This is a genomic window from Stenotrophomonas sp. SMYL8 (genome assembly GCF_036320065.1).
GTDB lineage: Bacteria > Pseudomonadota > Gammaproteobacteria > Xanthomonadales > Xanthomonadaceae > Stenotrophomonas > Stenotrophomonas maltophilia_A.
The window spans coordinates 1-25846 of the sequence record NZ_JAWIRR010000045.1 but is presented as its reverse complement, the minus strand read 5'-3'; the positions used below and the strand labels follow the sequence as shown (position 1 = coordinate 25846).

Below are 25846 nucleotides of genomic sequence, written 5' to 3'. Positions count from 1 at the left end.
GGGGGTGCCAACGCTTGGGCACCGCCTTGAGCATACAGGCGCCGCCATCGCCCCACCGCGCCGGCATCGCCAATTTGAAAGTAGGTGGTGGCCTCCCGCCCGGACATGCCGTCCTGGCTCATTTTCTCCAGGACAGCCAGCTTGAACGGGAGGTCATAGGACCGGGCCTGGCGATGAAATCCCCGCCAACCATGCAGCCGATAGGTCGCCACCCAGCGCCTGACCGTGGAGAACTCCAGGCCGTGGCGACGGGCAATGGCTTTGACCGATGTGGAGGTCTTGCAGGCCTCTTTGGCGACCTGCAGTTTGAAACGCGCGTCGTATTTGTTCATGTATCCTCGGGGTTGGATCTGGTGTCCAACTCCCGGGGGGCACTTCACCATGGGGGCTCGATGGCGCCATCCATGGCGCCAACGGTCCTGCCAACCCACACCGCCCCGCCTCCGACAGTTCCCAGCTGCTGGTAGGTGTCGACCTTGGTCGACACGATGTCCACGCCATGCGCGAATGAATCCACATCGGAATCGAGTATTCGATATCTGATCGAAATGCAGCCGAGTGTGGGCTCGGCTCTACAAAGAGCGGCCGGCCAAGCGCTTTTGCCTTTGCTTCTGCTCTTCTTTTTTCTTTTCCGTGGCGGACGCACTCGGAAATTGTCAGAGGCCGGGCGGGATGGGTTCGCGGGGGTGTCCGCGGCATGGATGCCGCGGCCAAGCCCCCATGGACGGGTTGACGGCGTCCCCCGCGAATCCATCCCGCCCGGCCAAGCGCGGCTTTTGATGTTCACAGTCAACCAGCCGCCACGAGGGGCTGCGCCGTTCGCTGGAAACCCCTCAGTCGTCCGCGGAAACCGTCCGCCCCGACGCCCACGCACGCAGTGCTTCTACCTGCTCTGCCATCAGCACCGACAGCGGTCGGGTGGCGCGGATCTCGGTCATCAGCAGCTCGGTGTCCAGCGGCCGGCCCTCGGCATGCGCCGCATACAGGCCAGCCACGATCGCCTGCTCGATCTCGGCGCCGGAAAAACCATTGGCGGCCGCCGCCAGCGCGGGCAGTGCGAAGTCGTCGGCGTTGAGCTGGCGCCGGCCCAGGTGCAGCCGCAGCAGTTCCACGCGCACGTCGGGCGAGGGCAGATCGACGAAGAAGATCTCGTCGAAGCGGCCCTTGCGCAGCAGCTCGGCGGGCAGCTCGTGCACCTGGTTGGCGGTGGCGACGATGAACACCGGCGCTTTGCGTTCGGCCATCCAGGTCAGCAGGTAACCGAGCACGCGGCGTGACACGCCGCCGTCCTCGCCTCCGCTGGCCAGGCCCTTCTCGATCTCGTCCATCCACAGCACGCAGGGCGCGAGTTGTTCGGCCGAGGCCAGTGCCTGGCGCAGGTTGGCTTCGGTCTCGCCGTGGTACTTGTTGTACAGCGCGCCCACGTCCAGGCGCAGCAGGGGCACGCCGAAGCCGGCGGCGGTGGCCTTGGCCAGCATCGACTTGCCACAGCCCTGTACACCCAGCAGCAGCATGCCGCGCGGCGGGTCCAGCCCGGCCGGGGCGGAGCCGGCAATGAACGCCACCCGCCGCTGGTTGATCCAGCGCTTGAGCCGGTTGGCGCCGGCCACATCGCCGAAGCGCGCGCTGTCATGTTCGAAGAACAGGTGGCCGCTGCGGTTGAGCAGCTCGAACTTCAGCCGCGCCAGCTGTGGCAGGTCGTCGTCGCGCAGTGCGCCGTCGGCGTAGATCAGCTGGCGCGCGATGCGCCGGGCATCGACCAGGCTCAGGCCCTGCAGGTTCTTCAGGATTTTCTTCACCGCCTCGCTGTCGACTTCAACCCGGCGGCCGCCATGCTCGCGCGCATAGGCGTCGGCCTCCTCGCGCAGCATCTTCAGCAGGGCATTGGCATCGGGCAGGCGCGGGTTGAAGCGCACGGCCAGTGCTTCCAGCTCGGCCGGCAGTTCCACCTTGGCACCGATCAGCACCAGCACATGCGGCTCGCTGTGGCGGCGCTGGATCAGGTCGCGAAGGGCGCGCTGGTGGCTGGCATAGCCCAGGTAGGGATGGAAATCGAGCAGCAGGTAGACGCCGCGCTGGTCGGCCTGGCGGATCATCTGCAGGGCCGCGCTGGCATCGGGTGGCCCGACCGGCGGGTCCTCGCTGTCCAGGTCGATCCGGCGCAGGCCCTCGGTGATCGACCAGCGGTGCAGCGCCCGCCATACGTGCATCAGCGTCTGCCGGAACAGCTCGACGATGCGACCCTCGTCCTGGGTCTCGATGACGATCAGTGGGGTATTGGCGCGGATCAACGCGCTCAGATCCTGCAGTTCGCTCATGCCGGTTCGATCCTTCGGGGGCGCCACGATAGCAAAGGCGATGGCCGCTGGTTCAGCACGACGCTACCTCCCGTCACCATCACCGGTGTACGCTCGGGGCACGTACCCGGAAGCGAGGCTGGCATGAAGACGATCCTGGTGGCCGGTTCCAAGGGCGGGGTGGGCAAGACCACCGTCGCCACCCACCTGGCCGCGTACGCGGCATTGCAGGGCAAGGCCACGGTGATTGCCGATGCCGACCCGCAGGGTTCCAGCACCCGCTGGGCACAACGCCGTGCCGGGCTGGAAAGCGCGGTGCTCCCCATCGACGTGTATCGGAAGAAGCAGTGGGCGCAGAAGCTGCCCGACGGCACCGACACCGTCATCATCGATGCGCCGGCCGGTGCCCTGGCTGACGATATTCCTCATTTCCTCGACGCAGCCGACGCGGTGGTGGTACCGGTGCTGCCCTCGGCGCTGGACATCGAAGCGATCGTCGGCTTCCTCAACAGCCTGGCCCAGAACCCGCGCGTGCACAGCCGCAAGCTGCCGGTGGGGCTGGTGCTCAACCGTACCAAACCATGGACCCAGACCTCGCAGCAGGCGCTGCAGATGCTGGGTGAATGGCCGTACCCGGTGGTCGCGCAGCTGCGCGACAGCCAGAGCTATGTGGTCATGACCGGCCTGGGCCGCAGCCTGTTCGACTACCGCTCGGCCCAGGTGCGCGAGCACCAGGCCGACTGGGAGCCGCTGCTGTCCTGGCTGAAGTTTTGATGCCTGCGTCACTCTTTCTGCTGCATCCTCTTCTTCATGGAAACCCGCGATGCGTGAACTGATCCTGCTGCGCCATGCCCATGCCGAACCGGCTACCCCCGGCCAGGCCGACCTCGACCGGCCGTTGTCGCCGGTGGGGCTCGCCGAAGCCGAAGCCGCCGGCAAGTGGCTGAAGGAGAACAACCTGCTGCCGGACTGTGTGCTGTGCTCACCGGCGCGGCGCACCCGGGAGACCCTGGAAGCCGTGCTCGGCACCATCGGCTATGTCGAGAAGCGCCTGGAAGACCGCATCTACGAGGCTACCCCCGGCACCCTGGCGGCGCTGGTGGACGACCGCCGTGACCTCGACCGGGTGCTGATCGTCGGCCACAACCCCGGCCTGGAGCGCCTGGTGGCGTTGATGACGGAAGGCACCAGCAGCGACTATCGCGGCATGCCGCCGGCCGGCATTGCCGTGCTCGGCTTCCCGCGCGAGGCCTCGATCGAGCCGGGCGTGGCCAGCCTGAACGCGTTCTGGTGGCCGTGATCCAATGAGCCTGGCGCGGCGCAGCCGCTTTCTGCTGCCCGTGCTGCTGGCTTCCGGCGCGGCCTGGGCTGCCGCGCCACCGCCAACGCCCTTGCCGCCGGTGGTCGCTGAAGCGCACCGGGTCCTGCACCTGGATACCCAGCGCTCGCAGATCGGTTTCGAGGTGCGCACCCGCTTCGGGCAGCGCATCGAAGGCCTGTTCCCGCACTTCGAGGGTCGCATCGAGATCCTCTCCGACGGCCGCCACCAGGTGCACCTGAAGATGTTCACGCGCTCGGTCGAGATCCCCGGCAAGGCGCGCTACACCGGCTGGATGCGCGGCGAGGAGTTCTTCGACGCAGGCCGCCACCCGGTGGTCGAGTTCGACTCGCTGCCGTACTGGCCGGAGACCGTGGAAGACGGGGGCGACATCAACGGGCGGCTGACCCTGCGCGGGATCAGCCACCCCGAGACACTGAAGGTCGAGAAAGCGGATTGCGCCCGACCCGGCTATGATTGCGACGTCGTCAGCCGCGGTACCGTGCAGCGAGGCCGGTATGGAATGGACAGCTGGCAGCTTGCCTTGAGTGACCGAGTGACCTTCGTATTGCGAGCGCGCCTGAGCGAGGCGCCGAAACCGTGAACCTCCTGCTGCGTGTACTGGCGCTGGCAACCGTGTTGCTGGGCAGCGGTTGTGCATCGCTGTCCAATGCCGAGCGCGACCGCGCCGAATCGATCGCCGTGCAGGCGCGCTCGATCCAGGTCGACTGCCAGCGCGCCGACCGCTGCGCGCAGGATTCGCCGCTGCGGGCGCTGGCCGGCCGGGCGTTCACCGAATCCACCCCGGAGCAGCCGCGCCACTACGCCACCCTGCTGGACGAGGGCGAGGGCGCCCTGGTGGCGCGCCTGAACCTGCTGCGCAGTGCCACCCGCAGCATCGACCTGCAGACCTACATCTTCGACAAGGACGACAGCGCGCGGCTGGTTATCGACGAACTGCTGGCCGCGTCGCGGCGCGGGGTGAAGGTGCGCGTGCTGATCGACCAGCTCTCGGCGATCTCCGACCTGCAGATCCTTGGCGCATTGTCCGGCGCCCACCAGAACTTCCAGCTGCGGGTCTACAACCCGACCTTCGGCAAGGCCCGGCTGAACTACTTCGATTACGCCGGCAGCGTGCTGTGCTGCTTCCGTCGCTTCAACCAGCGCATGCACAACAAGCTGCTGGTGATCGACGATGCGATCGGCGTGGTCGGCGGCCGCAACTACCAGGACGACTATTACGACTGGGATCGCGAGTACAACTTCCGCGATCGCGACGTCATGATCGCCGGCCCGGAAGCGCGGGCGATGGCGGCCAACTTCGATGCGTTCTGGCGCGCCAAGCGCAGCGTGCCGGCCGAGCGCCTGAATGACGTGGGCCGCACCCTGCTGCGCGAAGGCGTGCCGGTGCTGCCGCCCGCCACGTTCCGCCGCCCGGAGCGGGTGCAGCGGGTCAGCGCTGAAGCCAATGACATGGAGTTCGTCACCCGTTCCTTCGTGGATACCGCGCTGCCGGTGGCCTCGGTGCGCTACGTCGCCGACCTGCCGCGCAAGCACCGCCGCGAGAAGGCCGATGCCCCGCTGGCCGGCCAGCACGTGACCGAGCCGCAGCTGGACGCACTCATTGCCGGTGCGCAGAAGGAAGTGATCCTGCAGACGCCGTACCTGGTGCTGTCCAAGCCGGCGCAGAAGCTGTTCCGCGAGCTGCGCAAGCGCCCGCAGCCGCCGCGCGTGGTGGTGTCCAGCAACAGCCTGGCGGCCACCGACAACCCGATCGTGTATGCGCTGTCGTACAAGTACAAGCGGCGCAACATGCGCGAACTGGGCTTCAACATCTTCGAATACAAGCCGTTCCCGCTGGATGCACCGGTCGACTACCGCAATCTGCTGCCCGACCCGATCGCCGCGCCCGGAGGCGACGACGACGGTGGGCGCAATCCGCTGATCGGCGGCAGCGCCGCTGGCAGCAATGCCGGTGGTGGCAGCGACGGGGATCTGGCCGCGCCCCGCAAGCAGGTGGCGGTGCATCATCCGCGTACCGGCAGTGCCTACCAGAACGCGCGCGAACGTCGCCGCGCCGCCGGCAGCGAGGTGGAAACGCGCCTGCTGCGCACCGAGACGCGTCCGTCGTTCCTGGGCAGCAAGGCGGTCAACAAGCCGTTGCCGGTCACCCGCAAGGGCGCCCGCATGGGCCTGCACGCCAAGTCGCTGGTGGTCGATCGCCGCATCGGCGTGGTCGGCACCCACAACTTCGATCCGCGCAGCGAGAACTACAACACCGAAGGCGCGGTGATCATCGACGATCCGGTGTTTGCCGAGCAGCTGGCCGAGAGCATCCTGCGCGATACCCATCCGCAGAACTCGTGGACAGTGGCGCCGCGGGCCAAGCCGCCAGTGCTGTCGGGCCTGAACTACAGCGTCGGAAAAGCCTCCGAAGCGCTGCCGATCCTCGACTTCTGGCCGTGGCGCTACGCCACCGACTACGAGTTCAAGCCCGGTCCGGACTGCCCGCAGCCGCTGCCACGGCAGGACCCGGCGTTCCACAACTGCTACGTCGCCGTCGGCGACTTCCCCGAAGTCAACGTCGGCCCGAAGTGGCTGCTGGTGCGCATGCTGACTGCATTCGGCGCCGGCCTCGTTCCCATCCTCTGAAGGTGCCCGCATGACCCAGGTATTCCGCGAAGCCGTTTCCATCGAGCAGCTCAACGCGCTCAGCCGCAACACGGCGATCGAATCCCTCGGCATCGTCTTCAGTGCTGCGGGCGAAGACTGGCTGCAGGCCACCATGCCGGTGGACGAGCGCACCCGGCAGCCGTACGGCATCCTGCACGGCGGTGCCTCGGTGGTGCTGGCCGAGACCCTGGGCAGCAGCGCCGGCAACCTGTGCGTGGATACCGGCAAGCAGATCTGCGTGGGCCTGGAAATCAACGCCAACCACGTGCGCGCCGTGCGCTCGGGCACGGTCACCGGCACCGCCCGCGCGCTGCACGTGGGCCGCAGCACCCAGCTGTGGGAGATCCGCATCGAAGACGAGCAGGGCCGGCTGGTGTGCATCTCTCGGCTGACCCTGGCGGTGGTGGCCGCCGGCCACGGTTGAGCCCCCGGCGGGCGTGTTGACGGCGGCAGAACCCAGCGTTCCCTGCCGATTGCCCCGGTCAATGGCGGTTATGGCCTAAATCGGCTGGCAGCTGCTGCGGCGCTCCGGTATCGTGCGCGGATGACTTCCCCCACTCCGGCCCCCCGTGGCGGCGTGGCGCGTGTGTGCCGTTACCTGTACCGCGTACCGCTGCTGTTGGTCCACATCATCGTGTTCCTGCCGCTGATCCTGATCGGCATGCTCCCGCCGTGGGGCGAGCTGCGCGTGGGCGAGGATACCTTCGGGGCGAAGGTGGTGAACTGGTGGCAGGGCGGCCTGATGTGGATCTTCGGCTTCCGCCTGTCACGGGTGGGCCAGCCCTTGCCCGGTGCCGTGCTGTTCGTCGCCAACCACGTCAGCTGGGTCGACATCTCCATCCTGCACAGCCAGCGCATGATGGGCTTCGTCGCCAAGCGCGAAATCGCCAGCTGGCCGCTGGTCGGTTGGCTCGCCGCGCGCGGGCAGACCATCTTCCACCAGCGCGGCAATACCGAATCGCTCGGTGGCGTGATGCAGGTGATGGCCGATCGCCTGCGTGCCGGCAAGGCAGTAGGCGTGTTCCCGGAAGGGCGCACCCGCGGTGGCCATGAAGTGGGGCCGTTCCATGCCCGCATCTTCCAGGCCGCGGTCGAAACCGGTGTTCCGGTGCAGCCTGTGGCGCTGGTCTATGGGTTCAAGGGTGACGCACAGACCATCGTGGCATTCGGCCCGGGCGAGAGTTTCGCCGCCAATTTCCTGCGCCTGCTGGGTGAGCCGGCGCGGCATACCGAAGTGCATTTCCTGGAGCCGATCGGTACCCAGGACCTGGAAGGCCGTCGACGCATCGCGGAAACCTCGCGCGCGCGCATCGTGGCGGCCATGAGCACCGGCTGAGGGCACGGTGGCCCTGGTCCCGCCACCCGTCCTGGACGCCGGTACACCGACGTTGCATGCGACTGACTACCAGCCGCCGCGCTGGCTGCGCAATCCGCACCTGCAGTCGATGCTCAGCTCCAGCCGCATGCGCCTGCAGCGCGGCCTGCTGCTGCTGGCCGCCACCGGTGCGGTCAGCGAAGAGCTGATCCTCGACGGCGGTGATGGCGTGCGCCTGCAGGGCTGGCACAGCCATGTCGAAGGCCGCGAACCGAAGGGCATGGCCCTGCTGCTGCATGGCTGGGAGGGCAGTGCCGAATCCAGTTACATGCGCATGGCTGCCGCGCGCATGATCGAACAGGGTTTCGATGTGGTGCGGCTGAACTTCCGCGACCATGGCAACACCCACCATCTGAACCCCGGCATCTTCCACTCCAACCTGATCGATGAAGTGGTGCATGCCGCGGGCGATATCGCCCAGCGCTGGCCGCAGCTGCCGCTGGTGGCCGCCGGTTATTCGCTGGGTGGCAACTTCGTGCTGCGCCTGGCCCTGCGCGCGCCGGCGGCCGGCGTGCCGCTGCTGCGCGTCGCCTCGGTGTGCCCGGTGCTGGACCCGGCGCTGACGATGGAGAGCATCGAGAACGGCCCGGCGATGTACGACTGGTACTTCCGCCGCAAGTGGGCCGGCTCGCTGCGCCGCAAGCGCGATCTGTTCCCCGAGCTGAGCGACTGCGACGACCGCGTGCTGAAGCTGGACATCCGCGCGCTGACCGCCTGGCTGGTCGAGCGCCACACCAGCTTCGGTTCGCTGCAGGCCTATTTCGACGGCTACTCGATCGCCGGCGACCGCCTGTCGTCCCTGCAGGTACCGGCCGACATCCTGATGGCGCAGGATGACCCGGTGATTCCGTACGCGACCTTCAGCAACTGGCAGCTGCCGGGCCAGGCGCGCCTGGAAACCGCCTGCTGGGGCGGCCACTGCGGGTTCATCGAAAACTGGCGCGGCGACGGCTTCTCCGAGCGCTGGGTGGCGCAGCGCCTGCAGCGGGTGCTGGCGGGCTGAACCGGCACCGGTGCGTGGACCGCTACAATGCGGGTTTGCACTTGAACCGGACCGCCATGCAAGACCAGATCATCCAAGCGTTGCGCCAGAACCAGGCCGACCAGGCCGTGCAGCTGGCCCAGGCGTGGACCCGTGATGAACCCGGCCAAGCCGAAGCCCACCGCTGGCTGGCGCTTGCGCTGCAGCAGCAGGGCAAGGCCGAGGATGCGATGGAGGCGCTGCAGCAGGCGTTGCAGCTGGCCCCCGATGATGCCCAGCTGCACCTGCAGCACGCTGGCCTGCTGCTCGCCCTGCGCCAGTACCAGGGCGCTGACGAAGCGCTGGCACGTACCACCGGGCTTGACCCGAATTCCTTCGCCGCCTATCTGATGCAGGCGCACCTGGCGATCGGCCGCAACGACTTCGATGAAGCCCAGCGCCTGTCCACGCTGGCCTCGCGCGTAGAGCCGGACCACCCGGAACTGCTGACCATCGACGGCATGATCGCGCTGCGCCGCGACGACCCTGATCGTGCTCTGACGCTGCTGTCGGCGGCCAACCAGGCGCAGCCCAACGACACCCGCGTGCTGTACGCACTGGGCTTCGCCTACCTGGGCAAGGACATGCTTGCCTTCGCCGAGCAGGCGTTCCGCCGCGTGCTGGAACTGAACCCGGCCATCAGCTCGCTGCATGGCCTGGTAGTGCAGCTGGCGCTGCGCCAGGGCAACCTGGAGGCGGCTGCCGAAGCGATGCAGATCGCGCTTCAGCAGGAAGGCATGGATACGCCGTCGATGCGTCGCCTGGCCGGTGAACTGTCGCTGCGCGGCGGCCAGCCGCTGCAGGCGCTGGACCATCTGCTGCCGTTGCTGGAATCGATCCCCGACGACCGCCAGGTGCTGCAGCTGCTGCTGATGTCCTGGCAGCGCCTGGGCCGCGAAGACGAGGCCCGCGCGCGCCTGGACGCTGCCCTGGAACAGCATCCGCAGCTGCACGACCTGTGGCTGGCACGCCTGGCCGTGGAAGAAGTCGGCAGCCCGACCGCCGCGGCGACCGTGGAGCGCTGGATGGACGCGATGCCGGGTCATCTGCCGGCACTGGAAGCACGCCTGCGCCTGCATGACATGGTGGGCGAACACGAACAGGCCGAAGCCATCGCCGAACGTATCGTCAGCCTCGAACCGGGCCGCGTCAGTGGCGAAACACGCCTGGTCGAAGGCCTGCTGCAGCGTGATCCGGTCGCCGCGATCGCGCGCGTGCAGGCGCTGATCGACAGGGCGCCGGACGGCCATCGCGCCGACCTCCGTACCTGGCTGGGTGAAATCCAGGACCGCGCTGGCCAGCCGGAACAGGCGCTGCAGACGTGGATGGCGCTGCAGGCCGACCAGGCACCGCAGCGCCTGCCGCTTCCACCGCAGGCCAAGGCGCCGCCGAGCTGGCCGGAGAAGGGCGAGATCGACAGTGATGCCAGCTCCGCGCCGATCTTCCTGTGGGGTGCGCCGGGTTCGGGTGTGGAGCGGGTTGCGACCGGCCTGGCGGCCGCCAGCCCGGTGCTGCGCAGCGACCGCTACACCAGCAATCCGCCGGATGATGCATTCCAGAACTACCACACGCTGCAGGACCTCGCCTCCGGCGTGCTGACCCCGGAGCGGCTGGTGCAGCGCTGGCGCGAGCAGCTGCCGGCGCGTGGCCTGCAGGGCGATGCCGTCATCGACTGGCTGCTGTGGTGGGACAACGCCCTGCTGTGGGCGCTGCGCCCGCAGCTGCCGCAGGGACGACTGCTGCTCGTGCTGCGTGACCCGCGCGACATGCTGCTGGACTGGGTGGCCTACGGCGCTGCCGCTCCGCTGGCGATGACCTCGCTGGCTGAAGCCAGCGAATGGCTGGCGCGCGGGCTGGCGCAGGTTGCCACCCTGCATGAGGAAGAACTGTATCCGCACGTGCTGCTGCGCATCGACCAGATCGGCAATGATCCGCACGCGATGGCCGAGCTGCTGGGACGCCTGTTCGAGCGGCAGATGCCGCCGGCCGCACAGCTGGGCGCACCGCGCTTCCCGCCGGGCCACTGGCGCAACTACCGCGACGTGATGAGCGCCGCTTTTGCCAAGCTCACCCCGATTGCGGTGCGCCTGGGTTACCCGGAAGAGTAAGGAGAAGCCGATGCAACTGAGCAGCCACAGCCTGACCAACGGCGCGCCGATCGACCGCGCGTTCGCCGCCGGCGATGCCACCGGTTTCGCGCCGGACCGCAATCCGCACCTGGCCTGGAACGGCGCACCGGAAGGCACGCGTTCGTTCCTGCTGGTGTGCGTGGACCCGGATGTGCCGACCGTTGCGGAAACGGTCGGCCGCAGCGACATGACCGTGCCGCGCGACCAGCCGCGCTGCGACTTCGTGCACTGGGTGATGGCCGATATTCCGGCCTCGGTGCAGGAGATCGCCGCCGGCAGCTGCAGCGATGGCTTCGTGGTGAAGGGCAAGACCGCACCGGCTGGCCCGGCGGGCAGCCGCCAGGGCCTGAACGACTTCACCGGCTGGTTTGCGGGCAACCCGGACATGGCCGGCGATTACCTGGGCTATGACGGCCCGTATCCGCCGTTCAACGACGAACGCGTGCACCGCTATTTCTTCCGCGTGTTCGCGCTGGATGTGGCCTCGCTGGAGCTTCCGGCGCGCTTCACCGCCGCCGACGCATATCGCGCCATGCACGGCCACGTGCTGGCCGAAGCCGCACTGCATGGCACCTACACGTTGAACCCGGCACTGGGCTGAGCGGCACGATGGGTAGAGCCGGCCGCTGGCCGGCTTTGCTTCTGTAGTGTCGAGCCATGCTCGACTCACCGTAGAAGCAGTCGAGCATGGCTCGACTCTACACAACGAAGAAGGGCGACCTCGCGGCCGCCCTTCTGTCGTCTTACTTCTTCTCGATGGCCGACTCGACCACCATGTCCAGCACGTACGCCTGCGATGGCGCATCGGCCGGCGGGTTCTTCACTTCGTAGCGCTTCACGCGCACCACGTTGCGCACGCCGTCCTCGTGGGTGTAACCCTCGATGTTGCCGTAGAAGTTCTCGAACTTGCCCGGCTCACCCTGCTTCAGGCCCTTGTCGTCGAACTTCACTTCACGCACCTGCAGGCACTGGTAGTCCGGGATCAGCGGGTGCGAGCACTTCTCGGTCTTGGCGGCCACTTCCAGGAACACGGTTTCGCCGGCGCCACCGTAGCGGGTTTCAGCGGTCGGTTCCGGGTTGAACACCAGCACGTCGCCCTTGGCGGTGGTCAGGGTCAGCTTGCCATCGGCATCCTGCTCGGCCTTCAGCTCGCCCTGCAGGCGGCTCGACACGGCCTCGTCCAGCGCCATCAGCGCCTTGTCGGTGCAGGCCATCATGGTCGAGGCCATCGCACTGACCGTCAGCTTGCCGTCGGCCAGGGTGTAGCCGCCACCCATGTGGTTGCAGGCGTTGCTGACCGACAGGCGGCCATCAGCGAAGTCCAGGGTGACCGGCTTGTCTTCGCGGGCGAACAGCGCGTCGATGCGCTTGCCGTCGGCGGCGGTGGCCTGCTGCAGCAGCCAGTGCTGGCTCTGCAGGCGCTGCGCGTCCAGGTGCGCCAGCGTCTGCTGGTCTGCTGCCTTGGCCGCGGCCGGGGCCACGTCGTCGCCGCCGGTGCCGGCCGGGGCCGGGGTCTGGCTGCAGGCGGCCAGTAGGGCCAGCGGGAGGAGCAGGGTGAGCTTGCGGTTCATGGTGATTCTCCTTGGGGAACCGTGGGGGAAACGGGGTGGGGCCGGCAACGGGGTTACCGTGCCCCGGCGCTGTTCAGCTGCCGGAGGGCAACCACAGCAGCAGCGCGGCGCCCAGCGCGATTCGGTAAAGCGCGAATGCGGTGAACCTGTGCGATTTGATGTAGCCCATCAGCCACTTCACTACGACGAAGCCGGTGACGGCCGCGGCAAGGAAGGCCACGCCCACCTCGGTCCAGTTCTCGCTGCCCAGCTGTCCGGCCTTGGCCATTTCCAGGAAGGTGTAGGCGCTGGCGGCGAACATGGTGGGAATGCCGACCAGGAACACGAACTCGGCAGCCGCCGCGCGGCGGCTCAGGCCCAGCAGCATGGCCAGGAAGATCGCCGAGGCCGAACGCGAGGTGCCGGGGAACACGCCGGCCACCACCTGTGCCAGGCCGACGCCGATCGCCACGGTCCAGGTCACCTGGTCGCGGTCGGGCAGGCGCGCGGTGTAGGCCTCCACCAGCAGCATCCAGATGCCACCGATGATCAGTGCCCAGGCCACCGGGCTGACCGTCTCGGGCAGCGACCAGCCGGCTTTGCGCACCACCAGGCCGACCACGGCGGTGACCAGGAAGGCCGCGCCCAGCTTGAATACGTACTCGCGGTTCTCGCGCTGCCCGAAACCGGTGGCCAGCTGCAGCAGGCGCTGGCGGAACACCAGTACCACCGCCACGATCGCGCCGGCCTGGATGACGATGTTGAAGAAGTCCGAACGGGCACCCAGCCAGTGCTGGGCGATGAGCAGGTGGCCGGTGCTGGAGATCGGCAGGAACTCGGTCAAGCCTTCGAGGATGCCCAGCAACAGGGCGGAGAGCAGGTCGGACATGGACGGTGCGGGCACGCGCGGCAGGAAGGAAGAAGGTCGAGAGGATAGACGATCACTGCCGCACCAAACGGGTGCGTCCGCTGTCGACTGCACCCATTTGGTGCGCACGGTTCTGCACCGCTGCGGGGCGGCCTTTTTGAAATCAATGACTTGCAGCCTGCGAAAAGTTGGCACGGTCGTTGCTGTACCTCAGCAGGCATTCATCCCCATCCGAGGTCGTACCGATGTCCGTGGAAAACGTTGAGAAGCTGATCAAGGACAACCAGATCGAGTTCGTCGATCTGCGCTTTGTCGACATGCGTGGTGTCGAGCAGCACGTGACCTTCCCGGTCAGCATCGTCGAGCCGTCGCTGTTCGAAGAAGGCAAGATGTTCGATGGCAGCTCGATCGCCGGCTGGAAGGGAATCGCCGAATCGGACATGGTGCTGCTGCCGGATACCGCCAGCGCCTACGTCGATCCGTTCTACGCCGATCCGACCATCGTGATCAGCTGCGACATCCTCGATCCGGCCACCATGCAGCCGTATGGCCGTTGCCCGCGCGGCATCGCCAAGCGCGCCGAGGCCTACCTGAAGTCCTCCGGCATCGCCGAAACCGCGTTCTTCGGCCCGGAGCCGGAATTCTTCATCTTCGATTCGGTCCGCTTCGCCAATGAAATGGGCCACACCTTCTTCCAGGTCGACTCGGAAGAAGCGGCGTGGAACAGCGGCGCCAAGTACGACGGCGCCAACAGCGGCTACCGTCCGGGCGTGAAGGGCGGTTACTTCCCGGTGCCGCCGACCGACACCCTGCACGACCTGCGCGCCGAGATGTGCAAGACCCTGGAACAGGTCGGCATCGAAGTGGAAGTGCAGCACCACGAAGTGGCCACCGCCGGCCAGTGCGAGATCGGCACCAAGTTCAGCACCCTGGTGCAGAAGGCCGACGAACTGCTGCGCATGAAGTACGTGATCAAGAACGTCGCGCACCGCAACGGCAAGACCGTCACCTTCATGCCCAAGCCGATCGTCGGCGACAACGGCAGCGGCATGCACGTGCATCAGTCGCTGTCCAAGGGCGGCACCAACCTGTTCTCCGGTGACGGCTACGGTGGCCTGAGCCAGCTGGCGCTGTGGTACATCGGCGGCATCTTCAAGCATGCCAAGGCCATCAACGCCTTCGCCAACTCGGGCACCAACAGCTACAAGCGCCTGGTGCCGGGCTACGAAGCACCGGTGATGCTGGCCTACTCGGCCCGCAACCGTTCGGCTTCGTGCCGCATTCCGTGGGTGTCCAACCCGAAGGCACGCCGCATCGAAATGCGCTTCCCGGATCCGATCCAGTCCGGCTACCTCACCTTCACCGCGCTGATGATGGCCGGCCTGGACGGCATCAAGAACCAGATCGACCCGGGCGCACCGAGCGACAAGGACCTGTACGACCTGCCGCCGGAAGAAGAGAAGCTGATCCCGCAGGTCTGCTCCTCGCTGGACCAGGCGCTGGAAGCGCTGGACAAGGACCGCGAGTTCCTGAAGGCCGGCGGCGTGATGAGCGATGACTTCATCGACGGCTACATCGCGCTGAAGATGCAGGAAGTGACCAAGTTCCGCGCGGCCACCCACCCGCTGGAATACCAGCTGTACTACGCCAGCTGACCGGTGGCGATGGCGGTGGGCTTCCCCCTCCCACCCGCCGCCATCGCTTCCGTCTTCGCGGCTGGGGAGCCGCAGGGCGGGCCCCGGTCCGCCGTGGTAGAGCGGACCCCGACCCGCCGTGGTAGAGCGGGCCGCTGGCCCGCTGCAGTAGAGCGGACTGTTGGTCCGCTGAAACAGGGGCAAGAGAGACCGGATACGCGACCAGGGCCGCCCTCCCTCCCGCGTCGGTCGTGCAAGGAGAGAGGCACGGCCGTCCCGGCCCTGTACGTGTCCGGTGCAACAGCCACGGCCATCATCCTGATGGCCGCTGGTTGCCTGATGCCAACGCGCGCTGGCGCGCTGGCCCCATCCACCCTCGGGACATGCGCATGAAACTGATCTCCGCCATCATCCGGCCGTTCAAGCTCGACGAGGTCCGCGAGGCCCTCTCCGACGCAGGCGTGTCGGGCATTACCGTGACCGAAGTGAAAGGCTTCGGCCGCCAGAAGGGCCACACCGAGCTGTATCGCGGCGCCGAGTACGTCGTCGATTTCCTGCCTAAGATCAAGATCGAAACCGTAGTCACCGACGAGCGTGCCGATGCGGTGATCGAAGCGATCCAATCCTCGGCAGGCACCGGCAAGATCGGTGACGGCAAGATCTTCGTCACCGCCGTCGAACAGGTCATCCGCATCCGCACCGGCGAAATCGGTGCCGACGCGCTGTAACCCCCTTCCGGAGACTCCCCCATGAAGATGCGCCTTCTCACCGGGTGGCAAGCCCGGTTCCATATCGTGTGCCTGTTGATGCTGCTGAGTGCGCTGGCTGCGGGTGCCTGGCCGGGCAGTGCCCACGCTCAGGCCCAGATCTCGCCGCTGCCGAGCGAAAGCGTGGCGGTCGAACCGCTGCAGGATCCGGTCGCTGCGGCCGCCGCACCGGCCGCGGCTGAAGCCGCCGCGACCTACGACCATGGCGACGTGGCCTGGATGCTGACGTCCACCCTGCTGGTGCTGCTGATGGTGGTGCCGGGCCTGGCCTTGTTCTACGGCGGCTTGGTGCGTTCGAAGAACGTGCTGTCGGTGCTCAGCCAGATCCTGGTGGTGTTCTCGCTGGTGCTGCTGCTGTGGGTGGCGTATGGCTACAGCGCGGTGTTCAGCGCCGGCAATCCGTTCTTCGGCTCGTTCACCGAATTCGCCTTCCTCAAGGGCTTCACTCCGGAGTCGGTCGGCAACACCCCGATCAAGGGCCTGCCGGACTACCTGTTCGTCGCCTTCCAGTCGACGTTTGCTGGCATCACCACCGCGCTGATCGTCGGCGCGTTCGCCGAGCGCATCAAGTTCCGTGCGGTGCTGCTGTTCTCGGCGCTGTGGTTCACCCTCAGCTACATCCCGATGGCGCACATCGTCTGGGGTGGCGGCTACCTGGGTGAGATGGGCGCGATCGATTTCGCCGGTGGCACCGTGGTCCACATCAACGCCGGTGTGGCCGGTCTGGTCGCCGCGTGGTTCGTCGGCAAGCGCCTGGGCTATGGCCAGACTGCGCTGAAGCCGCACAACGTGCCGTTTACCTATATCGGCGCGATGCTGCTGTGGGTCGGCTGGTTCGGCTTCAACGCGGGTTCCGCCGCTGCCGCCGATACCGTCGCCTCGCTGGCCTTCCTCAATACCGTGCTGGCCACGGCCGCTGCCGTACTCGGTTGGACGCTGGTGGAAGCGATCAGCAAGGGCAAGCCGTCGGCACTGGGCGCGGCCTCGGGCGCAGTGGCCGGCCTGGTCGGCATCACCCCGGCCTGCGGCACCGTCGGCCCGCTCGGCGCGATCATCATCGGCTTCGTCGCCGGCGTGGTCTGCGTGTGGGGTGTGACCGGTTTGAAGCGCCTGCTGAAGGTGGACGACACCGCCGACGTGTTCGGTGTGCATGGTGTCGGCGGCATCGTCGGCGCGATCCTTACCGGTGTGTTCAGTGCACAGTCGCTGGGTGGTACCAAGGCGGATCTGGATATCGCGCACCAGGTCTGGGTGCAGGTGGTCAGCGTCGGCCTCACCGTGGTGTGGTCGGCGGTGGTGACCACGCTGATCCTGCTGGTGGTGCGCAGCGTGGTTGGCCTGCGCGTGACCGAGGAAGCAGAGCGCACCGGCCTGGATGTGACTTCGCACGGCGAATCCGCCTACGACGCCTGAAGTAGCGGCAGAGCTATTGCATTGATGTTGTGGGTGCCGACCATTGGTCGGCACTTCCACTGTCCTCGTTCTGGTAGGTGCCAAGCTTGCTTGGCACGGGGTCTGGGTCTGCTCTGGTGGGTGCCGACCGTTGGTCGGCACAGCCGGAGTGGCGCATCCACGCCTGGCGTGGACCTACAGAATCTCCTTGTGACATGCATCATCGCGCCTGATCGCGCACAATCAGGCCATGCACCCGATCCGCACTGCCCTGATGCTCTCGGCCTGCCTGCTGCTGGCCGCCTGTGCCTCCGCGCCGCAGGAAACCCGCAACCCGCTCGCCACCTGGGTGCCGTCGCCGAACCAGAACGCGCGCACGCCCGTCATCATCGTCATCCATCACACCGAGCAGAAGTCAGTGCAGCAGAGCCTGCGTACGTTGCGCACGGCCAACAGCGGTGGACCGGTCAGCGCGCACTACCTGATCGGTGCCGATGGCCATCGCTATCAGTTGGTTGCCGATGAGCGCCGCGCCTGGCACGCCGGCGCCGGGCGTTGGGGCACCATCACCGACCTCAACTCGGCATCGATCGGCATCGAGCTCGACAACGACGGCCGCAGCCCGTTCAGTGCGGCGCAGATCGAATCGCTGATCGTGCTGCTGCGCGATCTCACCACCCGCCTGAACATTCCGCCGCGGCAGGTGATCGGCCATGCCGACCTGGCGCCGACACGCAAGCAGGACCCGAGCCGCTTTTTCCCGTGGCAGCAGCTGGCCGAGGCTGGATTCGGCGTCTGGCCGCGCGCTGCCGACGGTGCGGCGCCGGAAGGCTTTGACGCGTGGAGTGCGCTGGCCCGCTTCGGCTATCCGCTCGACAACCGGGACGCCGCCGTCGCTGCCTTCCACCGCCGTTTCCGTGGCCGCGACGACCTGCCGAAGACACTGGATGCCGAAGACGCCCGCATCCTGCATTCCCTGCTGCTGCAGACGCCGTGAGCCGGCGCATGAACGCTTGGCCCCGCGCTGGGTTGCCGCCCAGCGGCCGGCACTCCACCATGGCGGCATGATCGATTCCGCCACCTTCTTCAAGCGCAAGCACTGCATCCTGCTGGCAGCGGCCGTGCTCGCCGGCTGCTCCACCAGCGCTCCCCGCACCGGAACCGCAGTGCCGACGCCGGTCACGCCGCCCGCGGCCACCTATGCCAAGGCCGCATGGAGTGCACTGCCGCCGGTCTCCGACAGCGACCTGCAGGCCGGTTTCGTCGCCTGGCGCAGCAGCTGCACCCGCCTGAAGAACGATGCGGTCTGGGCCAAACCCTGCGCCACCGCCGCGACGGTTTCGGACAAGGACCCGGCGGCGATCCGCCAGTTCCTGCAGCGCGATTTGGATGTCTATGCATTGCGTGCCGGCGGCCACCAGGCCGACGGGCTGATTACCGGCTACTACGAGCCGATCTACCCCGGTAGCCTCACCCGCACGGCTGCTGCCACTGTACCGGTGTACGGCACGCCCGATGATCTGGTGGTGGTGCAGCTGGACAGCGTCTACCCGGAATTGAAGGGCAAGCGCCTGCGCGGGCGCGTCGAGGGCAAGGTGCTCAAGCCCTATGACGACGCCGGCACCATCGCGGCCAAGGGCGCCAAGGCGCCGGTACTGGCCTGGCTGATCGACCCGATGGACCTGCAGCTGCTGCAGATCCAAGGGTCGGGCCGGGTGCGCCTGCCCGATGGCACGCAGGTGCGGCTGGCCTATGCGGAACAGAACGGCCACCCCTACCGCGCGATCGGTCGCTGGCTGGTCGACCAGGGCCAGCTGAAGAAAGAAGACGTCACCATGGACGCGATCCGCGCCTGGGCCCGGGCCCATCCTGCGCGCGTGCCGGAACTGCTGCGCAGCAACCCCAGCTACGTGTTCTTCGTGCGCAACCCGGACAGCCCGGAGGGTCCACGCGGTTCACTGAACGTGCCGCTCACCGCTGGTTACAGCGTGGCGGTGGATCGCACCGTGGTGCCGCTGGGCAGCCTGCTGTGGCTGTCCACCACGCGCCCGGACGGCACCCCGGTGGTGCGCCCGGTGGCCGCGCAGGACACCGGCGGCGCCATTGCCGGCGAAGTGCGCGCGGACCTGTACTGGGGCAGTGGCGATGCCGCAGGCAAGCTGGCCGGCGACATGAAGCAGAAGGGCAACATCTGGATGCTGTGGCCGAAGGGCGTGGCGCTGCCTGCGTCGGCCCGGTGAAGCACTCACCTGCGCGCTGCGAGGTCGGGCGATAATGGCGCCATTCCGAACTTTCCGGCCGCGCCTGCGGCCAGGACCTCTGCAATGACCTACGCAAAGCACAACGCAAAACCCGGCGCGAAATCCGCCGCAAAGAAGTACTACAAGCACTGGGCCGAATCGGGCCTGGGCAAGGGCAACGTGCTGATGGAAGCCCGTGGCGAGAAGATCGTGCGCCAGGTGGAGATCTACGGCACCAGGATGGTCTGGGCCGACGAGCATGCCCACAGCGATGACCGCTTCCTGCTGGCCGACCAGCCGGTGTCGTTCTTGGATTTCGACGAAGACGACGAAATCTCCGCGCGCGAATTCGAAAGTGCCTGGAAGAAGGCTCGGGAAGCTACCGGCTACCCGGTGTAAGCCACCGCTCCACCCCGTTTTTGTAGAGTCGAGCATGGCTCGACTCCACATGGCAGACGCATGTAATGTTATATAATTACATTTTATCTGCGCCCGTCCACCCCCATGAAAACCTCCACGCTGGTGGCCACCCTCGCGGCGGCTCCGTTCGCCCCTGAAGCACTCGCACAATCGGCCGACGCCGCACTCACCCTCGGCAGGGTGCAGGTACACCAGCACGGGGAGGGCCAGCTGAGCGCGCACCAGGTGCTGACCTCGGTGGACGTGCTGGGCGCGGACCAGATCGAAGACCGAAACGTCTCGCACAGCTGGGAACTGCTCGGGCAGATGCCCGGCATCCAGCTCACCGAAACCCGGCAGGGTGCCGAATCGGGCAAGGTCAGCTTCCGCGCCTTCAACGGTGAGGGCTACCTCAATGCCATCAAGACGCTGATCGATGGCATCCCCAGCAACGTCAACAGCGGCAACCAGCGCTTCATCGACATGCTGTTCCCGCTGGAAATCAGCTACATCGAAGTAGTGCGCGGTACCAACGATCCGCGCTATGGCTTGCACAACATCGGCGGCAACGTGAACTTCGGCACGCGCCAGGGCGGCAGCTATACCGATGCGCGGCTGGCCTACGGCAGCTACAACACCCGTGATGCGCAGCTGGCGGTAGGCCGTGAAGCCAATGGCGTCGCACAGAACTATTTCGTCGGCACCCAGGCCAGCGATGGCTACCGCGACCACGACACCTCGAAGAAATATTCGCTGGGCGGCAAGTGGTTCTACGGCTCGCTGGACGAGGGCCTGCGCGTGGGCCTGACCGCGCGTGCGTACCACCACGAAGCCGAAGAACCCGGCTTCATGACCGCCGACGAACTGCGCACGCATCGCCGCGGCAGCGACCTGCGCAACGGCAACGATGGCGATGACCGCGACATGCGCCAGATTGCCGCGCACCTGGATATGAAACTGTCCGAGAGGCTCACCTTCGGCACGCGGCTCTATTACAACCGCTACGAAGACGACCGCCGCGTGACCTTCAGCGACCTGCCCACCGGCAACCTGCCGCGCCAGCGCCGCGTGTGGGATGAGCGGCAGACCGGTCTGCTCAGCACGCTCACCTGGCAGGCCAGCCCCGCGCTTACCGTCGAGGGCGGCTTGAACTACGAGCAGCAGGACAACAGCTACCTCCGCGATCGCTACGCCTACGCCGAACCCACCGACTTCAGCCGTGCCCCGGCACGGGTGCAGAACAACGACCGCCACAGCTTCGACAATTGGGGCGCCTACGTGCAGGCCATCTACCAGCCCGTCGAGGCGTGGAAGATCGTGCCGGCCTACCGTGTGGACCGCTTCAGTGGCCGTACCCACCTGATGAACGGCCTCAGCGCTCGGCTGCAGGATTACGGCAGCATCGGCCAGCCCAAACTGAGCGTCATCCACAGCCTGGGCGAGAACACCCACGTCTACGCAAACTGGGGCCGCACCTTCCAGGTGCTCACTGGATCCACCGCGCCGACTTACCTCGCCCCGGGCCAGGCGCCGATGCATCCGTCCACCAACACCGGCATGGAGCTGGGCCTGAAGTTCCAGCCGTTCGCGGGCAGCCAGGCACGTCTGGCGGTATGGCAGCAGGATGCGGAAAACGAGGTGTCCAACATGCCGGCCACCGGTACCACGGTCACCTTGGGCAAGACCCGCCGACGCGGCGTGGATGCGCAGTTGAGCCTGCAGCTGGGCGACGACTGGACGGTATGGGCGTCGCACGCCTACCAGGAAGCGAAGATCACCCGCGACGACCGCGACGCCAGCATTTCCCTGCAGGGCCGCGAAGTGGCCGCCACCCCGCGATACATCAGCAACCTGGGGGCGGATTACCGCGCCAGCGACGCACTTCGCCTCGGCCTGCAGGCACGCGCGCAGGGCGACTACTACCTTGAGGAGCGCAATGTGGCCGGAAAGTTCGGTGGCTTTGCCGTGCTCGACCTCAGCGCGGCCTACCAGATCAACCCACGCTGGAGCGTGGACCTGCAGCTGAAGAACGTTACCGGACGCCAGTACGCCTACGCCTGGTACGACAGCTTCTTCTGGGACAGCGCTCGCCCGATGTTTTCGCCGGCCCCTGGCCGTAGCGTGTTCGTCGGCCTCAATATGAAACTGTGACCCGCTCACGTATCCGGTAGTGGGCGAGCTTGCTCGCCCTGCGGCAGTGGTCAGGGCCCTTTCCTGACGGAAAGGGATCCGACCCCGGACCCGCGTTTTGCACTACATTGGTGCAATGTCCGACCCCGCACCCCCGCCGTCCCTCGATGCCCTGGGCACGCCGTTGGCCTGGGCCGGGGCCGATGGCTGCATTGCCGGCTGCAACCCGGCCTTCGCCCGCTGGCTGGGCGTCAGCGTCCGGCGCCTGCTGGGGCGGCCGCTGGCCGCACTGGAAGTGCAGGGCGAGGCACTGGCCCATTTCCTGGCCCGCGATGAGCGCGACAGCCTGCGCCTGAACCGGTTGGCGCTGGCGGTGCCCGGCGAGGCGCCGCGCTTCGCCGAGGGCTGGATGAGCCGCCGCGACGATGGCGGCTGGCTGCTGGAGGCGCATCCGGTCGATGAATTCCCCGGGCTCGACCCGACCCAGGCCCTGCCCAGCGCGCTCAGTGCGGCGCTGAAGGGACTGGCCCACGAGCTGCGCAACCCACTGGCCGGGTTGAAGGGCGCGGCCCAGCTGCTGGCCCGCCGCGCGGCCCAACGCGATGCCAGCGAACGCGAGCTGATCGAGCTGATCGGCTCGGAGATCGAACGCCTCAACGGCCTGCTCGACCAGCTGCTGTCGCCGGCCCCGGCCGCACCGCATGCCGAACTGAACATCCATGCCGCGCTGGAGCGCGTGCTGCGCCTGGCCGAGAACGAGGCCGGCTGGGCGGTACGCCTGCAGCGCGACTACGACCCCAGCATTCCCGAATTCCACGGCGACGCCGACCGTCTCACCCAGGCGGTGTGGAACCTGGTGCGCAACGCGATCCAGGCCGGCGCCGGCAACATCACCCTGCGTACCCGCGTAGAACACGGTGCACGCATCGCCGAGCAGCTGCACACGCTGGCGCTGCGCCTGGAAATCGCCGACGACGGCCGTGGCGTGCCCGAGGAGCTGGCCGAGCATCTGTTCCTGCCGCTGGTCAGTGGTCGCGCCGAAGGCACTGGCCTGGGCCTGGCGCTGGCGCAGCAGGTCGCACGCGAACATCGCGGCACACTGACCTACCGCTCGCGCCCGGGCCATACCGTGTTCACCCTGCTGCTGCCGATCGGCAACGGCGCCGCCCCGGCCGAGGAGGCCCCACGCGATGTCTGAGTCCTCTTCGTCCCCGCAGCGCATCTGGGTGGTCGATGACGATCGGGCCGTGCGTTTCGTGCTGTGCACCGCGCTGCGCGAGGCGGGCTACCAGGTCGTCGATTTCGACAGCGCCGCCCCCGCCCTGCAGGCGTTGAGCGAAGGCCCGCCGCCGGCGCTGCTGTTCACCGATGTGCGCATGCCGGGTGACGATGGCCTGGTGCTGTTGGACAAGCTCAAGGCCGCGCTGCCGCAGCTGCCGGTGGTGGTGATGTCGGCCTACACCGACGTGGCCAGCACGGCCGGTGCGTTCCGCGGTGGCGCGCATGAATTCCTGTCCAAGCCGTTCGATCTGGACGACGCCGTGGCGCTGGCGCAGCGTGTGCTGCCGGCCGTTGCACCGGCACTGGCGGCGCCCACACCTGCGGCGGAAGCGCATGGCGACCAGCCGCCGCAACTGGTGGGCGATACCCCGCCGATGCGCGCGCTGTTCCGTGCCATCGGCCGCCTGGCGCAGGCACCGCTGGCGGTGCTGATCACCGGCGAAACCGGCACCGGCAAGGAGCTGGTGGCCAATGCGCTGCATCGCGAATCGCCGCGCGCGCAGGGGCCGTTCGTCGCGCTCAATACTGCTGCAATCCCGTCCGAGCTGCTGGAAAGCGAGTTGTTCGGCCACGAAGCCGGCGCCTTCACCGGTGCCCAGCGCCGCCATATCGGCCGCTTCGAGCAGGCCAACGGCGGCACGCTGTTCCTCGATGAAATAGGCGATATGCCGTTGCCGCTGCAGACCCGTCTGTTGCGCGTGCTGGCACAGGGCGAGTTCTTCCGCGTCGGCGGCCGCGAGTTGATCCGCGTCGACGTGCGGGTGATTGCCGCCACCCACCAGGATCTGGAAGGACTGGTCGCGCAGGGGAAGTTCCGTGCCGATCTGCTGCATCGCCTGGACGTGGTGCGCCTGCAGCTGCCACCGCTGCGCGAGCGTCGCGAGGACATCGCACAACTGGCAAGTACGTTCCTGGGCGCCGCCGCACGCAAGCTGGATACGCCGCCGAAGCGCCTGACCGCTGCCGCACTGCAGGCGCTGCGCGAACACGACTGGCCGGGCAACGTGCGCGAACTGGAAAACGTGTGCTGGCGGATGGCGGCGCTGGCCGCCGCTGACACCATTGGTGTGGCCGACGTCGATACCGCGCTCAACCGTACGCGCGGTCGTCGCAGCAGCACCACCAACGCCGATCCGGGGCAGTGGGAGGCGCTGCTGGCCGAATGGGCACGCCGTCAGCTGGCCGAAGGCGTGGAAGGGCTGCACGCGCAGGTGCGAGAGCGGGTCGACCATGCCCTGCTGGAGGCCGCGCTGCAGATCACCCACGGCCGCCGCGCCGAAGCCGCGGCCCGCCTGGGCCTTGGCCGCAATACCCTTACCCGCAAGCTGGGCGCCGGGCGCCGTCGCGGGGGCCATTGAACGGTCCCTGCACGCGATCCTCGCGCCCGCTTGCCGAACCTTTGATCGTTCATGGACGATGCCGTCCGTAGTGTCACCTGCAAGGAGTCTTCGATGCGTCTGTCCTTTGCCATCCTGCCGTTGTCCGCCGCCGCGCTGCTGTCTGCCTGTGGCAGTGCACCGAAGAAGGCCGAACCCACCCCGCCACCGCCGACCGTGGTCAGCGCCGCCAAGCAGGCCGAGGCCAATCTGTCGCCGGCCTCGGCCAGCATCGTCAGTGGCCGCATCGCGCTGATGGTGGAGCCCGGTGGCATCCACATCACCGGGCTGATCGGTGGCCTGCAGCCGATGCAGCAGGCCGGCTTCCACATCCACGAGCGCGGCGACTGCAGCGCGGTGGATGCCAGCAGTGCCGGCAATCACTTCAATCCCGGTGGCGCTGCGCATGGCCGCGCCGGCACCGGCAAGCACCACCTGGGCGACATGGACAATCTGCGTGCCGACGCCCAGGGCCGCGCCAACGTCGATATCCACCTCAAGGGCGTTACCCTTGGCGGAGGCGCCGCCACCGATATCGCCGGACGTGCACTGGTCGTGCATGCCAACGCCGACGACTATCGCAGCCAGCCCGCCGGCAATGCCGGCGTCCGCATCGCCTGTGGCGTGATCCGGGTTGTCCGCTGATCACTGCAGGCATCATCCAGGGAGAGATTCCATGCGTTTGATCCACACTTCGCTGTTCGCAGCCATTGCTGCACTGGGCCTGGCGGCCTGCAACCAGCAGCCGGCCGCGCCGCAGGCTGAAACCGCGCCGGCCGCGCCGGCTGAGGGCGCAACCACTGAACCGGCCGCAGCACCGGCACCCGCTGCCGCCCCGGCGGCCGACGCGTCGGCCACGGCCGAGCTGGCGCCGACCCAGGGCAACGAGACCAAGGGCAGCGTCACCTTCAAGGTGGTTGACGGCAAGGTCCACGTGACCGGCCAGATCAGCGGCCTGAAGCCGGGCAGCGAGCACGGCTTCCACATCCACGAGAAGGGCGACTGCAGCGCCCCGGACGGCATGAGCGCCGGTGGCCACTTCAACCCGGGCAAGCAGGATCACGGCAGCGTGTCCGCCGATCCGCACCACGGTGGCGACATGCCCAACATCAAGGCCGACGACAAGGGCGTGGCCACCATCGACGGTCCGGTGTCGAGCAACGTCAACATCGGCAAGGGCGATGACTTCGACATCATCGGCCGCGGCCTGATCGTCCATGCCGATGCGGATGACTACAAGACCCAGCCGACCGGCAACGCCGGTGCGCGCTTGGCCTGCGCAGTGATCCAGAAGGCGCAGTAAGCCATCAGAAAACGCCGGCGCAAGCCGGCGTTTTTCTTTATCGGTAGTGCCGGCCGCTGGCCGGCAATCGCAGATCCGGAGGTTGCCGGCCAG

General features: G+C 67.6%; 24 protein-coding genes. 20 read left to right on the top strand and 4 right to left on the bottom strand.

Going from position 1 to position 25846, the window contains the following annotated elements; all coding sequences use genetic code 11:
• On the bottom strand, positions 1-332 hold a 332-nt coding region (locus tag V3B25_RS21390), incomplete at its 3' end, for a transposase (RefSeq protein WP_329811516.1).
• Between the two features lie 501 nt (positions 333-833).
• Positions 834-2318 (bottom strand): AAA family ATPase, encoded by a 1485-nt coding sequence (locus tag V3B25_RS21385; RefSeq protein WP_049398189.1) that lies wholly within the window; start codon positions 2316-2318, stop codon positions 834-836.
• A gap of 123 nt (positions 2319-2441) precedes the next feature.
• On the opposite strand from V3B25_RS21385, the gene V3B25_RS21380 reads away from it, so the two are divergent.
• The 9 genes from V3B25_RS21380 (at position 2442) to V3B25_RS21340 (ending at position 11414) form a co-directional block, all read left to right on the top strand.
• On the top strand, positions 2442-3071 hold the full coding sequence (locus V3B25_RS21380) for a ParA family protein (protein WP_049423176.1): 630 nt from the start codon (positions 2442-2444) through the stop codon (positions 3069-3071).
• A gap of 49 nt (positions 3072-3120) precedes the next feature.
• Positions 3121-3597 carry a histidine phosphatase family protein gene (locus tag V3B25_RS21375; protein ID WP_005407539.1) on the top strand — a complete coding sequence of 159 codons (477 nt, stop codon included), beginning with the start codon at positions 3121-3123 and terminating at the stop codon, positions 3595-3597.
• Between the two features lie 4 nt (positions 3598-3601).
• Positions 3602-4219: a YceI family protein gene (locus V3B25_RS21370; protein WP_032128717.1), complete on the top strand. Its 618-nt coding sequence runs from the start codon at positions 3602-3604 to the stop codon at positions 4217-4219.
• Positions 4216-6267 carry a phospholipase D family protein gene (locus V3B25_RS21365; protein WP_049423173.1) on the top strand — a complete coding sequence of 684 codons (2052 nt, stop codon included), beginning with the start codon at positions 4216-4218 and terminating at the stop codon, positions 6265-6267. Before V3B25_RS21370 ends, V3B25_RS21365 begins: the two co-directional genes overlap by 4 nt.
• 10 nt (positions 6268-6277) lie before the next feature.
• On the top strand, positions 6278-6712 hold the full coding sequence (locus V3B25_RS21360) for a hotdog fold thioesterase (RefSeq protein ID WP_032128719.1): 435 nt from the start codon (positions 6278-6280) through the stop codon (positions 6710-6712).
• 120 nt (positions 6713-6832) lie between these two features.
• Positions 6833-7624, top strand: coding sequence for a lysophospholipid acyltransferase family protein (locus V3B25_RS21355; RefSeq protein ID WP_049398187.1), 792 nt, complete (start codon positions 6833-6835; stop codon positions 7622-7624).
• Positions 7625-7676: 52 nt separating this feature from the next.
• Positions 7677-8666 (top strand): alpha/beta fold hydrolase, encoded by a 990-nt coding sequence (locus V3B25_RS21350; RefSeq protein WP_049423179.1) that lies wholly within the window; start codon positions 7677-7679, stop codon positions 8664-8666.
• Positions 8667-8722: 56 nt separating this feature from the next.
• Positions 8723-10792 (top strand): tetratricopeptide repeat protein, encoded by a 2070-nt coding sequence (locus V3B25_RS21345; RefSeq protein ID WP_049423171.1) that lies wholly within the window; start codon positions 8723-8725, stop codon positions 10790-10792.
• 10 nt (positions 10793-10802) lie between these two features.
• Positions 10803-11414 (top strand): YbhB/YbcL family Raf kinase inhibitor-like protein, encoded by a 612-nt coding sequence (locus V3B25_RS21340; protein WP_049423164.1) that lies wholly within the window; start codon positions 10803-10805, stop codon positions 11412-11414.
• 142 nt (positions 11415-11556) lie between these two features.
• Here V3B25_RS21340 and V3B25_RS21335 read toward each other — a convergent pair whose 3' ends face one another.
• Both V3B25_RS21335 and V3B25_RS21330 read right to left on the bottom strand, forming a co-directional pair.
• A complete protein-coding gene (locus V3B25_RS21335) occupies positions 11557-12384 on the bottom strand; it encodes an META and DUF4377 domain-containing protein (protein WP_049423162.1) in 828 nt (275 codons plus the stop codon).
• Between the two features lie 73 nt (positions 12385-12457).
• Entirely contained in the window at positions 12458-13252 is a 795-nt protein-coding gene (locus V3B25_RS21330) for an undecaprenyl-diphosphate phosphatase (protein WP_032130149.1), read from the bottom strand.
• 224 nt (positions 13253-13476) lie between these two features.
• Here V3B25_RS21330 and glnA point away from each other — a divergent pair, with 224 nt between their 5' ends.
• The 11 genes from glnA (at position 13477) to V3B25_RS21275 (ending at position 25753) form a co-directional block, all read left to right on the top strand.
• Complete coding sequence (glnA, locus tag V3B25_RS21325) at positions 13477-14886, top strand: type I glutamate--ammonia ligase (RefSeq protein WP_004153533.1); 1410 nt, start codon at positions 13477-13479, stop codon at positions 14884-14886.
• Positions 14887-15254: 368 nt separating this feature from the next.
• A complete protein-coding gene (locus V3B25_RS21320; RefSeq protein ID WP_004134334.1) occupies positions 15255-15593 on the top strand; it encodes a P-II family nitrogen regulator in 339 nt (112 codons plus the stop codon).
• 21 nt (positions 15594-15614) lie between these two features.
• Positions 15615-17045, top strand: coding sequence for an ammonium transporter (gene amt, locus V3B25_RS21315; protein ID WP_049423160.1), 1431 nt, complete (start codon positions 15615-15617; stop codon positions 17043-17045).
• A gap of 229 nt (positions 17046-17274) precedes the next feature.
• Positions 17275-18021, top strand: coding sequence for an N-acetylmuramoyl-L-alanine amidase (locus tag V3B25_RS21310; protein ID WP_049423158.1), 747 nt, complete (start codon positions 17275-17277; stop codon positions 18019-18021).
• Positions 18022-18088: 67 nt separating this feature from the next.
• Positions 18089-19264, top strand: a complete 1176-nt coding sequence (locus V3B25_RS21305) for an MltA domain-containing protein (protein WP_049423178.1) — start codon at positions 18089-18091, stop codon at positions 19262-19264.
• Positions 19265-19348: 84 nt separating this feature from the next.
• Positions 19349-19663, top strand: a complete 315-nt coding sequence (locus V3B25_RS21300; protein WP_049423150.1) for a hypothetical protein — start codon at positions 19349-19351, stop codon at positions 19661-19663.
• A 105-nt stretch (positions 19664-19768) separates the two neighbouring features.
• Positions 19769-21814: a TonB-dependent receptor gene (locus tag V3B25_RS21295; RefSeq protein ID WP_329811514.1), complete on the top strand. Its 2046-nt coding sequence runs from the start codon at positions 19769-19771 to the stop codon at positions 21812-21814.
• Positions 21815-21929: 115 nt separating this feature from the next.
• A complete protein-coding gene (locus V3B25_RS21290) occupies positions 21930-22991 on the top strand; it encodes an ATP-binding protein (protein WP_329811513.1) in 1062 nt (353 codons plus the stop codon).
• Positions 22984-24432 carry a nitrogen regulation protein NR(I) gene (gene ntrC / locus V3B25_RS21285; protein ID WP_049462225.1) on the top strand — a complete coding sequence of 483 codons (1449 nt, stop codon included), beginning with the start codon at positions 22984-22986 and terminating at the stop codon, positions 24430-24432. The genes V3B25_RS21290 and ntrC overlap by 8 nt, the downstream gene beginning before the upstream one ends.
• A 93-nt stretch (positions 24433-24525) precedes the next feature.
• Complete coding sequence (locus V3B25_RS21280) at positions 24526-25095, top strand: superoxide dismutase family protein (protein ID WP_004134573.1); 570 nt, start codon at positions 24526-24528, stop codon at positions 25093-25095.
• Positions 25096-25126: 31 nt separating this feature from the next.
• On the top strand, positions 25127-25753 hold the full coding sequence (locus V3B25_RS21275) for a superoxide dismutase family protein (protein WP_317216781.1): 627 nt from the start codon (positions 25127-25129) through the stop codon (positions 25751-25753).
• Positions 25754-25846 lie beyond the last annotated feature (93 nt).

Bases quoted from the DNA above. Each gene is read 5' to 3' on its own strand.
- V3B25_RS21335 (WP_049423162.1), bottom strand. From the start codon at position 12,384: ATGAACCGCAAGCTCACCCTGCTCCTCCCGCTGGCCCTACTGGCCGCC.
- V3B25_RS21385 (WP_049398189.1), bottom strand. From the start codon at position 2,318: ATGAGCGAACTGCAGGATCTGAGCGCGTTGATCCGCGCCAATACCCCA.
- V3B25_RS21305 (WP_049423178.1), top strand. From the start codon at position 18,089: ATGATCGATTCCGCCACCTTCTTCAAGCGCAAGCACTGCATCCTGCTG.
- V3B25_RS21380 (WP_049423176.1), top strand. From the start codon at position 2,442: ATGAAGACGATCCTGGTGGCCGGTTCCAAGGGCGGGGTGGGCAAGACC.
- glnA (WP_004153533.1), top strand. From the start codon at position 13,477: ATGTCCGTGGAAAACGTTGAGAAGCTGATCAAGGACAACCAGATCGAG.
- V3B25_RS21275 (WP_317216781.1), top strand. From the start codon at position 25,127: ATGCGTTTGATCCACACTTCGCTGTTCGCAGCCATTGCTGCACTGGGC.
- ntrC (WP_049462225.1), top strand. From the start codon at position 22,984: ATGTCTGAGTCCTCTTCGTCCCCGCAGCGCATCTGGGTGGTCGATGAC.
- V3B25_RS21370 (WP_032128717.1), top strand. From the start codon at position 3,602: ATGAGCCTGGCGCGGCGCAGCCGCTTTCTGCTGCCCGTGCTGCTGGCT.
- V3B25_RS21310 (WP_049423158.1), top strand. From the start codon at position 17,275: ATGCACCCGATCCGCACTGCCCTGATGCTCTCGGCCTGCCTGCTGCTG.
- amt (WP_049423160.1), top strand. From the start codon at position 15,615: ATGAAGATGCGCCTTCTCACCGGGTGGCAAGCCCGGTTCCATATCGTG.
- V3B25_RS21320 (WP_004134334.1), top strand. From the start codon at position 15,255: ATGAAACTGATCTCCGCCATCATCCGGCCGTTCAAGCTCGACGAGGTC.
- V3B25_RS21280 (WP_004134573.1), top strand. From the start codon at position 24,526: ATGCGTCTGTCCTTTGCCATCCTGCCGTTGTCCGCCGCCGCGCTGCTG.
- V3B25_RS21360 (WP_032128719.1), top strand. From the start codon at position 6,278: ATGACCCAGGTATTCCGCGAAGCCGTTTCCATCGAGCAGCTCAACGCG.
- V3B25_RS21290 (WP_329811513.1), top strand. From the start codon at position 21,930: ATGTCCGACCCCGCACCCCCGCCGTCCCTCGATGCCCTGGGCACGCCG.
- V3B25_RS21340 (WP_049423164.1), top strand. From the start codon at position 10,803: ATGCAACTGAGCAGCCACAGCCTGACCAACGGCGCGCCGATCGACCGC.
- V3B25_RS21355 (WP_049398187.1), top strand. From the start codon at position 6,833: ATGACTTCCCCCACTCCGGCCCCCCGTGGCGGCGTGGCGCGTGTGTGC.
- V3B25_RS21345 (WP_049423171.1), top strand. From the start codon at position 8,723: ATGCAAGACCAGATCATCCAAGCGTTGCGCCAGAACCAGGCCGACCAG.
- V3B25_RS21300 (WP_049423150.1), top strand. From the start codon at position 19,349: ATGACCTACGCAAAGCACAACGCAAAACCCGGCGCGAAATCCGCCGCA.
- V3B25_RS21375 (WP_005407539.1), top strand. From the start codon at position 3,121: ATGCGTGAACTGATCCTGCTGCGCCATGCCCATGCCGAACCGGCTACC.
- V3B25_RS21295 (WP_329811514.1), top strand. From the start codon at position 19,769: ATGAAAACCTCCACGCTGGTGGCCACCCTCGCGGCGGCTCCGTTCGCC.
- V3B25_RS21330 (WP_032130149.1), bottom strand. From the start codon at position 13,252: ATGTCCGACCTGCTCTCCGCCCTGTTGCTGGGCATCCTCGAAGGCTTG.